At 49.4% G+C, this 13,285-nt stretch carries 10 protein-coding genes and 2 pseudogenes; 3 read left to right on the plus strand and 9 right to left on the minus strand.

The genetic code is table 11. The features are described from left to right. The first annotated feature begins 66 nt into the window (after nucleotides 1-66). Nucleotides 67-1,755, plus strand: coding sequence for a DUF4912 domain-containing protein (locus tag BST81_RS29100; RefSeq protein WP_290439430.1), 1,689 nt, complete (start codon nucleotides 67-69; stop codon nucleotides 1,753-1,755). 104 nt (nucleotides 1,756-1,859) lie between these two features. Here the strand turns inward: BST81_RS29100 and BST81_RS08815 are convergent, their stop codons facing one another. Continuing rightward, nucleotides 1,860-2,639: a COP23 domain-containing protein gene (locus BST81_RS08815; protein ID WP_253188172.1), complete on the minus strand. Its 780-nt coding sequence runs from the start codon at nucleotides 2,637-2,639 to the stop codon at nucleotides 1,860-1,862. Nucleotides 2,640-2,905: 266 nt separating this feature from the next. On the opposite strand from BST81_RS08815, the gene BST81_RS08820 reads away from it, so the two are divergent. Both BST81_RS08820 and BST81_RS08825 read left to right on the plus strand, forming a co-directional pair. Beyond that, entirely contained in the window at nucleotides 2,906-4,663 is a 1,758-nt protein-coding gene (locus BST81_RS08820; protein ID WP_253188173.1) for a hypothetical protein, read from the plus strand. A 392-nt stretch (nucleotides 4,664-5,055) separates the two neighbouring features. Next, nucleotides 5,056-6,288, plus strand: coding sequence for a pentapeptide repeat-containing protein (locus tag BST81_RS08825; protein WP_171974702.1), 1,233 nt, complete (start codon nucleotides 5,056-5,058; stop codon nucleotides 6,286-6,288). On the opposite strand, the gene BST81_RS08830 is transcribed toward BST81_RS08825, so the two are convergent. From BST81_RS08830 to BST81_RS08865, 8 genes and pseudogenes are all read right to left on the minus strand, one after another. Further along, entirely contained in the window at nucleotides 6,224-6,877 is a 654-nt protein-coding gene (locus BST81_RS08830) for an HAS-barrel domain-containing protein (RefSeq protein WP_075598181.1), read from the minus strand. The two genes, BST81_RS08825 and BST81_RS08830, sit on opposite strands and share 65 nt — an antisense overlap. Nucleotides 6,878-6,939: 62 nt before the next feature. Beyond that, nucleotides 6,940-7,134 (minus strand): annotated as a pseudogene (locus tag BST81_RS08835) (NAD(P)H dehydrogenase subunit NdhS); the annotation flags it as partial. A 102-nt stretch (nucleotides 7,135-7,236) separates the two neighbouring features. Further along, nucleotides 7,237-8,205, minus strand: coding sequence for a GDP-L-fucose synthase (locus BST81_RS08840; RefSeq protein ID WP_075598182.1), 969 nt, complete (start codon nucleotides 8,203-8,205; stop codon nucleotides 7,237-7,239). A gap of 115 nt (nucleotides 8,206-8,320) precedes the next feature. Further along, nucleotides 8,321-9,400, minus strand: coding sequence for a GDP-mannose 4,6-dehydratase (gene gmd, locus BST81_RS08845; protein ID WP_075598183.1), 1,080 nt, complete (start codon nucleotides 9,398-9,400; stop codon nucleotides 8,321-8,323). A gap of 59 nt (nucleotides 9,401-9,459) precedes the next feature. Continuing rightward, on the minus strand, nucleotides 9,460-10,164 hold the full coding sequence (locus tag BST81_RS08850) for a sugar transferase (protein ID WP_075598184.1): 705 nt from the start codon (nucleotides 10,162-10,164) through the stop codon (nucleotides 9,460-9,462). A 98-nt stretch (nucleotides 10,165-10,262) separates the two neighbouring features. Then, nucleotides 10,263-11,411, minus strand: coding sequence for a glycosyltransferase (locus tag BST81_RS08855; protein ID WP_075598185.1), 1,149 nt, complete (start codon nucleotides 11,409-11,411; stop codon nucleotides 10,263-10,265). A 251-nt stretch (nucleotides 11,412-11,662) separates the two neighbouring features. Continuing rightward, nucleotides 11,663-13,042 carry a photosystem II reaction center protein CP43 gene (gene psbC / locus BST81_RS08860; protein ID WP_253188175.1) on the minus strand — a complete coding sequence of 460 codons (1,380 nt, stop codon included), beginning with the start codon at nucleotides 13,040-13,042 and terminating at the stop codon, nucleotides 11,663-11,665. Continuing rightward, a pseudogene (locus BST81_RS08865) lies at nucleotides 13,032-13,285 on the minus strand (photosystem II D2 protein (photosystem q(a) protein)); the annotation flags it as partial. The pseudogene BST81_RS08865 and the gene psbC, both read right to left, overlap by 11 nt.

Here is a 13,285-nt window from a genome sequence, read left to right on the forward strand (position 1 = left end):
GACATCCCCTGTAGGACAATCAAAACAGTTACTGGATACCCTCTCCCCGGTAGGTCACAGGCACATATGTCACGAAAAAGAATTTCTCAGGTTCCATCCGCGTTGCTGGCTGCTCTGGGCGCAATTTTGCTTGCCTCTCTCTCTGAGATGGGCGGTCAGCAGAGATGGGCTGACGCTCATCCTGAACCGGTGGTGAATACAATGCTGTTGGCGGATGCAAACAATACTGCTGGAACGACTCCCACCGCACCTGCGGGCAGTATTCCCTGGCCTGTCTGGCTGGGGTCGTTGCCGATCGCGGGAGGGTTTTTCTGGTGGCTGTTGAAAACACAGAGAACGGCTGCTCCAACCTCGAAGCGTCCATCCGATCTGCCAACCGGGAACAAGGCTCCGTTGCCTGGGGCAGGGGCAACTCCCGCGGCTCCCCCAGAATTGCTCCAGGTCTCTCCGCCTCCATCTGTTGTCGTAGAAAGGGTCCCTGCTCCGGAGAGCATCCCCCCAAGCCCAGTCGTGGATGTTGTGCAGACCTCACTAGGGGACTCCCCTGCTGATACTGTTCCTGCTCCTGCGCTCACATCCTCCCCTGAGGTGATGGAGCCAGAACCATCGCTTCCAAATGGCATTCTGGAGAGTCCAACTCTTCCGGCCTCTACTCCTGCTGCTGTTCCAGTGACCAGCTTTGTCACCGCAACCTCTCTGGAACTGGCTCAATCTGGTGTGGAGGCGACCAAGTTTGATGTGGGTCAGACGGACCTGGCTAGTGAAAGTCTGGCCTCTGTGGATGAGGGATTGCCTGAACTGCCGGATGGGTATGGGGTGAGTCGGATTGTACTGATGCCCCGTGATCCTCAGTGGGCCTATGCCTATTGGGATGTCTCGAATGAGCATAAACAAGCTCTGCGACAACAGGGCGGCTTCCGGTTGGCGCTGCGCTTCTACGATGTCACGGATGTTGATATTACGCTCCAGAACCCCCATAGCCTGCAGCAATATGACTGTGATGAGATGGCACGAGATTGGTATTTGCCTGTACCAGTCAGCGATCGTGACTATATTGTGGAAATTGGGTATCTGGCTGGGGATGGGCGCTGGCTCCTGCTGGCTCGATCGGGATCAGTTCGGATCCCGCCTGTCTATCCTTCAGATTGGTTCCATGATCAGTTTCTCACCCTGGACTGGAACGAAGATTTGCGGGGTAGAAACTTCTTTGACCTGGGTCTCCAGAGCACCTGGTCTTCCACAACAGGTCCCATTTATGATCAGATTTTTGATCTGGCTCAATCGACAGAGGCCCAGCGGGTAGCAGGGTCTCTCTATGGTTCCATGCAGCATGTGGCTGGTTCCATGCAGCAAATTCCGCTGGAATCTCTCAGTTCCTACATTTTTCCTTCTGGTATCGGATCCTGGGCCTTGCCGACAGTTTCTGGTCTCACCCTTTCTGGTGTCGGGTTTTCAGCTTCTGCGGCTCCGATCCGCCCCCGTCAGTTCTGGCTCGTGGCGGATGCTGAATTAATTGTGTATGGGGCTACGGAACCGGATGCCACAGTGACGATCGCGGGTCGCCCCATCCAGTTGAGCCCCGATGGGACATTCCGCTTCCAGATGGCCTTCCCAGATGGGCTAATTGACTATCCGATTCTAGCGGTTGCCATTGATGGTGAGCAAACGCGATCCATTCACATGCGCTTTACCCGCGAAACGCCCCACCGCCATACTAATGCTAAGGATGAAGCGACGGACGAGTGGCTGATTTGAACAAATCCGTTCCTTACAAGAGCAGGGGCGAGGTTCCTCGCCCCTGCCTCTCCTGAGTTTCTAACTTCTCAACCGGATTAAATTCATGTTCCTCAGGCTGGGCCTTACCGGAAATTACCGGGGTTCAACCGGGGACTGTTCCGCCGCATGGTGTTGCTACCTTGTAACATCGCGCCGGTGCCCCCATCCGCCGGGTCCAGGAAGGGCCGTAAGTTGATATTGCTGGAGCGGTTGCCGGTGTTAGCCCCCCCTAAAACGGTGTTGCCAATCTTGACAATGTCATTCAGAAGGGGATCTTTAGTGTTAATGCCAGTGCCTGGAATTCCCCGACCATTGCCCGTATAGGTGTTAACACCCTGGGTTTGTTGACCACTATCCGCGATCGTCAAATTCTGGAAGACCCGATCCCGGGTTGCGATCGGATCTTGACCAGGAGGAACCGTAAACACGATCCGGCAGGAGGGTACCCGTTCTGTCGTCACACAAACGGTGTTGTACCCATTCTCCATGGCTGTTTGCATTTCCAGCAATCCATCGGGTCGGTAGGATTCCAGCCTGCGGCTGATTTCACTACAACGCCGTTCCGGTGTCCAGCCCCCACCTAAACCTGTGGGGGTGGCCCAGGGATAGTACTGATTGGGTTGACTTTCGGGATGGTACATGACCACGTACTGCCCATTGCTGTTCTGGCAGGTAAACCGAGGTTGGCTAGTGGTTGTGGTCTCGCCAGAACCAGGAGCTGGTGTGGAGGTGGGTGGGGGAGTTTGCTGGGCATTGATCGGACTACCTATTAAAAGAGATAGGGTCACGATCGAAAGACCAAGACTCTTCGAGGTAAAACTGAACATGGAACCGGACACCTGTTCTGAGGACTGTCGTGGCATGGTTACCATCTCCCAATATTTTTCATCAATAGGGTTGGAGCGTCCACGCAGGGCGTGGGAGTGAATTTCATTTAGGATAGCTGTAGCATTGAAACTGCAGATGGCAAGCTTTAGGACTCGAACATCTTCGATCAGATCATTGCAATAGTTTCAGATCAGATCGACATCCTATACCAGAGAAAAGTTCCCTGAAGTTATAAACTTTAAGATCACGGTCAAGATCATATCCGCTGTCGTTTGTTGTCTCCTTCACCCGACTTGCCCCAATGCCTGAAGCTCAAACCTCTCATCAACTGACCCATTCCATCTCGGCAGCGGAGCCTACTCCCACGCAACCTGTGAAAAAGGTTGGGGGTGTTCAAGGAGGATTCTTTTTTTACAAAATCCTGACTTTTTATTCTAAATATCGCTTACTAACTGCGTTTAGTCTTGTTTTGATTGGCATTATCTCGCTGGATATTCTCTTCCATGATTATGTCTTTCAAAATCTGATTAGAAATCTCCAAACTCTGCTTCAGGGGCCATTAATTCTGCCGGATCAGATGGATTTGAGTTTTGCACCTGAGGTTTGGTTGTCAGTGGTTGGGATTTCTCTAGGGACTCTAATTATTGTTATTTCAATTGCTGCTCAAAGCATTCCAAAAATTGTAGATGTATACATGCAGGATTGGATTAGCCTGTTTTACATCTGGTTTCTAGTGCTGGCAGGAATCCATGCTGTTTTTATTAAACTCTACAATGAGATAATTTTTCTCCGTCCTGCCAGTGTGATTCTGAATATTTATATCTTCTTGCCCATCGCGATTGTTCTGACATTGCCTTATATCTTTTATATTTTGCAATGTACCCAGCCCAAAAATGTCATTAGAAGGATATTCCGGAATCATTTAAATCAGATTCATGATTTGACCCATCGTCGGATTTATAGGTTGCTCAATATTGATGTTTTTATCGAAGAAACTCAGGATAATCTTTTTCAATCTTTCAACCAATTGGATAATTTGCTGGAATATGTGCCGTTGAAGGAGGCGAAAGCTCAAATTATCCAGGATATGAGCTCTTTGGTTCAGGAATATATCACCCTTAAAACCTCAATTAACCCAAACTTCTTTAAGGTTAGTACGAGAGTTCGAGCTGATATTTCCTTCAAAACTATGATTGGTCAATTCAAGGAAATGGAACATACTCGGACCTTTTATGAACAGAAATGTTTTCGGGTTTTGGGAAATACATATGTTCAATTTTTAGAGCAAAATGAATTCGATCTGGCCTCACTCTGTGGTTCGGAAATGGATCGGGTGGGGCAGATGGCTCTCAAGATGGGAGATGATCGACTGCTCGATGTGATCATCATGCGTTTCAATACGATGATGCGATTTGCCTTGAAGCATGGGGTGAAAAATAATGAAGCACGGAATCTATACAATGCTGCATTTCACTACCGCAACTTCATTGAAAATCTGGTCAGATATAAGAAAGTGGAACATTCAAAGCGCAGCTTTGCCTACTTAAGACTGTATGGTACAGAGATATTTAAGTATGGCCGCACAAGCCCATCCATGTACTTCATTGTGGATGTTTTTGCTGCGGAAATGAAGCGAATTCTTATTCTTGTATATCAGGAAAATTGGTCGCTAGAAATTCAAAGCGAAATGCTAAATGAAATGCTTCAGATCGATAGCTATCCGGATTTCAAGGAAATTGATTCCGATCGGGAACAACTAGTTAATACGGGGGTCAGGGTTCTCCAAATAGGCTTGGGACTGTTCTATCTGCGGCACAATAATATTGATTTTGTTGAACGAATTATCCAGGATATTCTGGCTGATTTAGATTTCTTGGGGGAGGTAACCTTCCGGCGAGGGGTGGAGTTGACCTGTAATCGATTGCGACTCTCTAACCCAAATTTTTGGGAAGATACCGATCGGGGAAGCCTGAATCTGTACTACACCCCTGATCAAGACCAGATCGATCGGTTCTTAGAACTGTTTCATGAGCAAATGAAGCGCCATCTCTCCCATTAGCAGGGGATTGCTCATCTTCCTGTCGCTAGAGGTGTGGATCTGAGGAGTTGCTTCAGGGCTTATCCTGTCAGTAAAAATACTGATCAGATAGATAGGAATATTGCCCTGCTTTCCTGCCTCTGGAACAGAGGCAGGAAGGAATTCATCTGCTGAAAAGCGCTGCAGCCAACTGGAACTTTAACCTGTTCAATTTTCTTAATCAAGAATTTTGCGGATGGACGCTGTGTTTGCCCGTAACTCTGTATAGAGGTGCACAAGTGTCAGGGTTGAAGCTGTCTCTGTAGGAGAGGGTGGTCTGGCCATCCTCATCATCTTTGAGCTTGGGATAGGGGCAAGTAACCTTTGTTCCGATTCTCTCTCATACCAGTTTGGCTGGCCCTATAGCGGGTTTTGTGAAAGTGGATACCAAAGAACTCTTAACTCGATATGCTGCGGGAGAGCGAAACTTTCGAGGCGTGGCCTTGATGCAGGTTGATCTGACTGGGGCAGACCTGCAGGGGATTGATTTGAGCGAAGCCCAACTTTGTTTTGCAGTTCTGAGTCATGCCAATTTGACAGGAGCCAATCTCACGGCTGCAAACCTGAATGGTACAGAGGTCGTTCGAGCCAACTTGCACAAGGCAAAGTTGGCCAGAGCCCAAATGATTGGCGCTAATTTCAGCATGGCAATCCTGACTCAGGCTGATTTGACTGGAGCCATTCTTAGCTGGGTGAACTTTACGAAGGCCAACTTGGGTCATGCCAATCTGACTCAAGCCAGTTTGGATTGGGTGGTGATGCTGGGGACGCAACTCCATGGCAGTAAATTGACCCAGGCCCGTCTATCTGGAGCTAATTTGGCCAAAGCGAATTTAAACGGTGCGGATATCAGTGACATTGAGCTGACTGAGGATCCTCGATTACCGATCATTCTCCCCGACGGTAACCGCTATGTCCCTAGAACAGGCACTGCCTTGTTGCTCGAGTTGGAGCGATTTATCGGTGATCTGGGAGAAGCAAAGGCCCGCCAGATGCGATCGCAGGCCCAGGAAACTCAGTTGATTAAGGACTTCATGAAAGGGCAATTTGAGTTACTGGCCAACTATAAGCTACAGACCAAGGCCACCTTTGATGCCATTCAGTTGTGGACAAACCGGGGTGAGTTGATTGCAAGTTTAAAGCTGGCTAACCAGATTCGGCAGGCCCTGGTTAAACACACCTCAGAATATTGGGGCATGATTGATGAGATTTTACGGAGAAAATGTTTTGTTCCCACAGGGGTATCCAAGTACGAAGGCTACCTGGAGTATGAGTACCAGTCTGTTCCAGAAGGGTATCAGATTAATTTCACGGAAGCCCGATTTCTCTGGCGGGCCTGGCGGCGGCAGCAAAACAAGAGCAAGCAACATCAGATTGAATTTTTGATTTTGCATGACAGGGCCTGGCAAGTCGTGCGGGATGTCATTACTGCTGAGGGATCCCTCTTCATTACTACAGCCACGGATGAAGTGACGTTGTACTCGACAGATGGTGCGGTCTGGTTAAGTCCTACGTCAGATCTGATGCATCAGGAATGGGTTGCTATGGGTGAATCTGGCTCAGAATTACCCGCAAGCGATCGTAATCGTCCTTCAGTAGCACGCTGATGGTGCGCCCTGCCTGGACCAGCCAGGCCCGATCGAACTGCCGCAATTGATAAACTTCCCGCACCGTTGCGGCCACCAGAGCATCGACAGGAGTTCCTGCCGTTTCCAAGATTGTCCGCAGAAAATCGAGCTGTTCCGTGAATGCGATAATTTCTGCCGGTTCACAGCGATAAACAGCCTGGTGAATCTGGGGTGGCCGAGGGGGGAGGTGTTGATAGAAAAGATCAGCCTGCCGCCCAGACCCATCCGTTTTAAAGCCCACGATCGCCGCTCGAAACTCGGTCTTGAGCATGGCAAAAATCTGGGGTTGCTGCTCGCGCAAATCCTGTAAAGAGAGACCGAGCGCCCTGGCCCGATGGACGGAATCGATCGGACTAGTCGTGGCATAACAAACCACTGCATAAACCTGATTGCCAGATGCTTCGTCAACGGCCTTGACCCAACTTCCAAAGGAAGGCATTGCTGGAAAATCCAGAGATTCTGGATCCAGACATTGGGCCAGGAATTCTGTGGTGGCCGTCTCAATTACTTCCGCAAAGTGATTGGGATGGCGGTTTTCAGTCGAAAACTGAGGGAGAGGAAGACGCATAGTCCTGATCCTGAATTGGGATTTGAAGATCTCTATTCACCAGAGATCTGCTAACCGGTGGCCTATTTCCCTTTTTTCCGTCCTGCGGTGGCATCCACGAGTTCCAGTTCACCCAGCCTGAAGGTTACCAGTTTGTCCCAATTTCCCCCTTCAAACAAAACAGCAGCTTTGCCGTCTGTTACGCGCTGAACTAATCCCTGGAAGCCAAAGTAAGTATCGTTGGAGTTAATCACCTTGACGGCTGAACCTGGCAGAATCATTGTTGCTTGCTCGATAAATTGGTATGGAATAGGACGATTATCCCCGATCTGATGGGAATACGGATGCTTCCCTTGCATCCTTAGCATCAAATTTTTCCATTATGCCTGCTCAGAGGCTTCAATGGCTGCAGCATGCTGGCGATACCAGTCGATCGTATTCTTCAACCCTTGTTTGAAGTCTACCCGAGCCACGAAGTTAAACTCCTCGCGGGCCCGTTGAGTATCCAGACAGCGTCGGGGCTGACCATTGGGCTGATGGGTTTCCCAGACGATTTCACCTGCAAACCCCATGAGTTCACAGATGAGCTGGATCAGATCACGGATGGAAATTTCGTAGCCTGTCCCCAGATTCACGGGATCGGGCTTAGCATAGTGCTGAGTAGCCATGACAATCCCCAATGCGGCGTCCTCCGAGTAGAGAAACTCACGGGTTGGACTCCCATCTCCCCAAACGGGCAGGGTCTGATCCCCCCGTTCCTGAGCTTCATGCACCTTCCGGATCAGGGCAGGGATGACGTGGGAACTGCGGGGATTAAAGTTATCTTCGGGACCATACAGGTTGACGGGGAGCACATAGATGCCATCGAAGCCGTACTGCTGGCGATAGGACTGTAACTGGACGAGCAGGGCTTTCTTGGCAATGCCGTAAGGTGCATTGGTCTCTTCGGGATACCCATTCCAGAGGTCGTCTTCTTTGAAGGGGACTGGGGTGAACTTGGGGTAGGCGCAAATGGTGCCAACACAGACAAATTTTTGTACACCCGCTTCGTAGGCCGCGTGAATCAGTTGGGTGCCCATCATCAGGTTGTCGTAGAAAAGCTCAGCGGGCTTTTCTCGATTCAAACCAATCCCCCCGACGTGGGCAGCCAGGTGAATGATGATGTCTTGATGGGCAACTGCCTGACGACAGCTTTCCATCAGGCGGAGATCGCAGGTGCTCGATCGAGGGACTGTGATCTTATCAGCATCGGCTCCAGCTTCCAGCAGTTGCCGAATCACCTGTTTGCCCAGAAACCCAGCCCCACCTGTGACCAGAATTCTTTTGCCTGAAAAATCTAGTTCTGCCATAGTTGTTGCCGTTCTGCCTCAGTTTCTTAGAAGTTGATAGCGACCTATTAGGAGCATCTGCATGGGTTCATGCTTGTGGTAAAGGCTTTTTCCCTCAATCGAAGAGTTATGCCAATCAAGGGGTGGAACCAGTTGCTCCCTGCCGAATAGTGGCCATATCCTGAGTCACATGGTCTGCGTTTCGATTGGGTGAAGTCAGGCCGATCGCCTGCAAATCAGCATCCACCATTAATTCAACCAGTTCTTCAAAAGTAACAGAAGGGGTCCAATTCAGTATTTTGGCAGCCTTCGTGGGGTCGCCAATCAGCAGATCCACTTCTGCAGGGCGGAGATATCGTTCATCAAACTCAATATATTTTTGCCAATCCAGATTGACATGGCCAAAAGCCAGATCCAGAAATTCCCGCACAGAGTGAGTTTCACCAGTGGCGACAACGTAGTCATCGGGTTCATTCTGTTGCAGCATCAGCCACATGGCCTGCACATAGTCCTTGGCATAGCCCCAATCTCGCTTTGAATCCAGGTTGCCCATATACAGCTTGTCCTGCTGCCCGGCAACGATGCGCGCTACGGCTCGTGTAATTTTCCGGGTGACAAAGGTTTCTCCACGGCGAGGAGATTCATGATTGAAGAGAATACCGTTACAAGCAAACAGGTTATAAGATTCACGGTAATTCACGGTTTGCCAGTGAGCGTAAACTTTGGCACAAGCATAGGGGCTGCGAGGATAAAAGGGAGTCGTTTCTTTCTGAGGAATATCCTGTACCCGGCCAAACATTTCTGAAGACCCGGCCTGGTAAAACCGCACTTCAATGCCGGTACGGTGTTGATAGTCCCGAATTGCCTCTAGTAAGCGGAGCGTACCCATGCCAACAGCATCGACCGTGTACTCGGGTGAGTCAAAACTGACACGCACATGGGACTGAGCACCCAAATTATAAATTTCTACGGGTTGAACTTCCTCCAGAATCCGACGCAGGGTTGTACCATCTGTCAGATCACCATAGTGTAGAAAAAGCTGTACATTTGCCTGGTGCGGATCCTCATAGATATGGTCAATGCGATCCGTGTTGAAAGTTGAAGTACGGCGAATAATTCCGTGGACTTCATACCCTTTTTCTAATAACAGTTCACTTAGGTAGGAGCCATCCTGTCCCGTAATTCCTGTAATCAGTGCCCGCTTTCGTTGTGTCATCCCTGAATTCCCTCTAGAGCCGCGTGAACAAGTAAAACGCTGTTGTTGCAAGTGTTTGTTCAGTATGCACCATTGTTCTTTGGAAAAAGAACCACTCTGATTGTTTTAAGAATAATCCAGAGATCCATCCAAAAGTTCCAGCAGTTGACGTAGTAGAGATCAATCTGAACTCGGCGGTGGTAAGGGATATCGTTGCGTCCAGACACTTGCCACAATCCTGTAATGCCCGGTCGAATTGTCAAGATTTTATCAATGTACTTGCCGTATTTGGGTAGCTCCTGTTCTACTAAGGGCCGTGGACCAACGACACTCATATCTCCTTTCAAGACATTCCAAAACTGAGGAAATTCGTCCAGGCTTGTCACCCTCAGAAATTGACCGATCCAGGTCACTCTGGGGTCGTGTTTGAGTTTAAAGCTATCTTCGAACTCTTGTCTGAGATGGGGTGAAGTTTCCATCATCTCAGATAGAATTTCATCGGCATTGGCAACCATCGTCCGGAATTTAATGCAATCGAATGGCTTGTGATTCCTACCAATGCGCTCCTGCACATAGAAGATGGACCCCCTAGAGGTGAGGGCTATGAGAAGAACCAGAAGCAGGTAAACTGGAGAAAATAGAACCAGAACGGCTGAAGAAAATACAATATCGAACAAGCGTTTATAGAAATCAGCGTCCAGATTTGCAAGTGGCAGGGGCTGAAAATGACGCTTTACAACAGCCCTAATTTTCTTGCCCGAAATGAATTGGCTTTCGGCAGTCATTGTACTCCTTCACTTCACACCACACACAGTCCTGATCATAAAGCCAGAAACACTCCGTAGGATGAATTTAATTTGAATTCGGGTGGGAGTGTATATTTTCAGTTTGAGGTCCTAGACCAAAACTCTTCACAACAGTGCTCTAAAAAAGCCAGATATTTTTCTTTGAAAACTTCTCGATCAAAAGAATTCGCATGGATTCTGATTTGATCAGGATGAAAGGCAGAATGATTGGCTTCAAAGTGCTCTACTGCCTCTATCAAGGAAACTTTTGATTGAACCGGAAATAGAACTCCAGTACTAAAATCGGGATGACGATTAAAGTCCCGAACGGTTTCCAAGGTTCCACCAGCTCCCAAGGCTATGACAGGCGTGCCACAGGCCTGGGCTTCAACGGGGGCAATCCCGAAGTCTTCGTAAGCTGCGTATACAAAAGCTTTGGCATTAGCCATATAGTCCTCTACAGCAGAGTTGGGTTGCCAACCTAAGATCTGAACGTTGTCGTTGGCCAACTGACGCAATCGGGGCAATTCAGGGCCATTGCCAATCACAATTAAAGGACGCTTCAGGTCGTTAAATGCTTCCACGATCAGATCAACTTTTTTGTAGCTGACTAATCGTGAGACTGTGAGATAGAAGTCTTGCTTCTCTGGCTGTAATGGAAATCGAGCAGTGTCAACTGGGGGGTAAATGACTACGGCCTCTCGTCGATAACATCTCCAAATCCGCTTTGCGACTATTTTTGATATGGCAATAAAGTAATCAACACGATTGGCGCTGATTGTATCCCACTGCCTTAAAGGATGCATTAAGTAGCGAGTGAGGATTCCTGGCAGACCCTGACCAGCCCGACTATTGTTCAAATAGTCAAAGGTCAGATCCCATGCGTAGCGCATAGGGGTATAGCAGTAGCAGATATGCAGTTGATCAGGGCCGGTCAAAACTCCTTTAGCAACAGCATGGGACGAGGAAAGGATAACATCATATCCTCGTAAATCTAACTGCTCGATCGCTATAGGCAAGAGGGGTAAATACTTTTGTACCCCTTTGCGAGCTAGGGGGAAATGCTGCAAAAACGTAGTGCCGATGTGGCGTTTGAACAAGTAACTTTCAGGATTGGTGGATTCAAAGTCAATCAGAGCATATAGATCTGCATCAACATACTTCAGAATTTCCTGCACGACCAATTCTGAACCACCAGTTGCTTCAGGGGTTAGCCATTCATGAACAAGGGCATAGTTGAGTTTCACAAAAGATTTGGGGCGTTTTTAGAAATTTTCAGAAGAATTAATTTTGACTGGGCTTCCCCTGCCTCGGTTAGCCTTACCTCCCTAGCCGTGTGGATGCAGTGGGCCAGAAAAAGCAAACGATTCAGAGTTTAACTGGTGAACTGCTTCAGAGACAAGTCTGTCATCGGTACCTCACTAAAGAAAGGCTCCCGCCTTTAGCAGGAGCCTCTTAAAAATTTGCTCTTGAGAGCATAAGAACTAGAGTCAGGAACCTAGTCTAGATTAGGCATGGACAGCACGGGTTCAGTCTCACGATCGATACCCTTTTCAAATCCAGCAGCCGCAGCCCGAGCACGACCAGAGTGCCACAGGTGACCTACCAGGAAGAAAAAGCCCAGCACAAAGTGAGAGGTGGATAACCAGGCGCGAGGAGAAACGTAGTTAACAGAGTTAATCTCTGTGGCCACCCCTCCAACGGAGTTCAGAGAACCCAGCGGCGCATGGGTCATGTATTCAGCAGCACGGCGAGCCTGCCAGGGTTGGATGTCGTTCTTGATCTTGTTCAGGTCAAGACCATTGGGACCCCGCAGAGGCTCCAGCCAGGGGCCACGGAAATCCCAGAAGCGCATGGTTTCACCACCGAAGATGATTTCACCAGTGGGGGAGCGCATCAGGTATTTACCCAGACCAGTTGGACCCTGAGCAGAACCTACGTTCGCACCCAGGCGCTGGTCCCGAATCAAGAAGGTCAGCGCCTGAGCTTGAGAAGCTTCTGCACCAGTCGGCCCATAGAACTCACTAGGGTAAGCCGTATTGTTGAACCAAACGAAGCAGGATGCAACAAAGCCCATGATTGACAGAGCACCCAGACTGTAGGACAGGTAAGCTTCACCAGACCAGATAAAGGCCCGACGAGCCCAGCCAAAGGGCTTGGTCAAGATATGCCAGATACCACCAGCGATACAAATCAAGCCAATCCAGATGTGGCCACCCACAATGTCTTCCAGGTTGTCAACGCTGACGATCCAGCCTTCACCACCAAAAGGAGACTTGAGCAGATACCCGAAAATGACTGCTGGGTTTAGGGTTGGATTGTTGATGACGCGAACATCTCCACCCCCGGGAGCCCAGGTGTCATACAGACCACCAAAGAACATGGCCTTCAGGACCAGCAGGAAAGCACCACAGCCCAGCATAATCAGATGAAAACCGATGATGTTGGTCATCTTGTTCTTGTCTTTCCAGTCGTAGCCAAAGAAGGAAGAGTACTCTTCCAACACTTCTGGACCCCGAACAGCGTGGTAAATTCCACCCAGTCCAAGAACAGCAGATGAGATCAGGTGCAGGACACCTACAACGAAGTAAGGGAAGGTATCAATGACCTCACCACCGCTACCAACACCCCAACCCAGGCTGGCCAGGTGAGGCAGCAGGATACAACCCTGCTCATACATAGGCTTCTCGGGCACAAAGTGAGCGACCTCGAACAGGGTCATAGCTCCGGCCCAGAAAACGATCAGACCAGCGTGGGCGACGTGAGCACCCAACAATTTACCAGACAGGTTAATCAGACGGGCATTACCGGCCCACCAGGCGAAACCGGATGATTCCTGGTCTCGTCCGGCACCCATTGCCGTTGCGTTAGAGAGCATTACCACGGGGCAGAACCTCCTCAGGGAAGACAAATTTTTCATGGGGCTGGTCTTGAGGGGCCATCCAGGCGCGAATGCCCTCATTGAGCAGAATGTTCTTGGTGTAGAACGTCTCAAACTCAGGGTCTTCCGCCGCCCGAATCTCCTGAGACACAAAGTCATAGGCCCGCAGGTTGAGCGCAATCCCTACGATACCAATACTGGCCATCCACAGTCCCGTTACCGGTACAAACAGCATGAAGA

Source organism: Leptolyngbya sp. 'hensonii' (assembly GCF_001939115.1).
In the GTDB taxonomy this organism is placed as follows: Bacteria; Cyanobacteriota; Cyanobacteriia.

Bases quoted from the DNA above. Each gene is read 5' to 3' on its own strand.
- BST81_RS08830 (WP_075598181.1), bottom strand. From the start codon at position 6,877: ATGCGTCTTCCTCTCCCTCAGTTTTCGACTGAAAACCGCCATCCCAAT.
- BST81_RS29100 (WP_290439430.1), top strand. From the start codon at position 67: ATGTCACGAAAAAGAATTTCTCAGGTTCCATCCGCGTTGCTGGCTGCT.
- BST81_RS08820 (WP_253188173.1), top strand. From the start codon at position 2,906: ATGCCTGAAGCTCAAACCTCTCATCAACTGACCCATTCCATCTCGGCA.
- psbC (WP_253188175.1), bottom strand. From the start codon at position 13,042: ATGCTCTCTAACGCAACGGCAATGGGTGCCGGACGAGACCAGGAATCA.
- BST81_RS08815 (WP_253188172.1), bottom strand. From the start codon at position 2,639: ATGCCACGACAGTCCTCAGAACAGGTGTCCGGTTCCATGTTCAGTTTT.
- gmd (WP_075598183.1), bottom strand. From the start codon at position 9,400: ATGACACAACGAAAGCGGGCACTGATTACAGGAATTACGGGACAGGAT.
- BST81_RS08840 (WP_075598182.1), bottom strand. From the start codon at position 8,205: ATGGCAGAACTAGATTTTTCAGGCAAAAGAATTCTGGTCACAGGTGGG.
- BST81_RS08850 (WP_075598184.1), bottom strand. From the start codon at position 10,164: ATGACTGCCGAAAGCCAATTCATTTCGGGCAAGAAAATTAGGGCTGTT.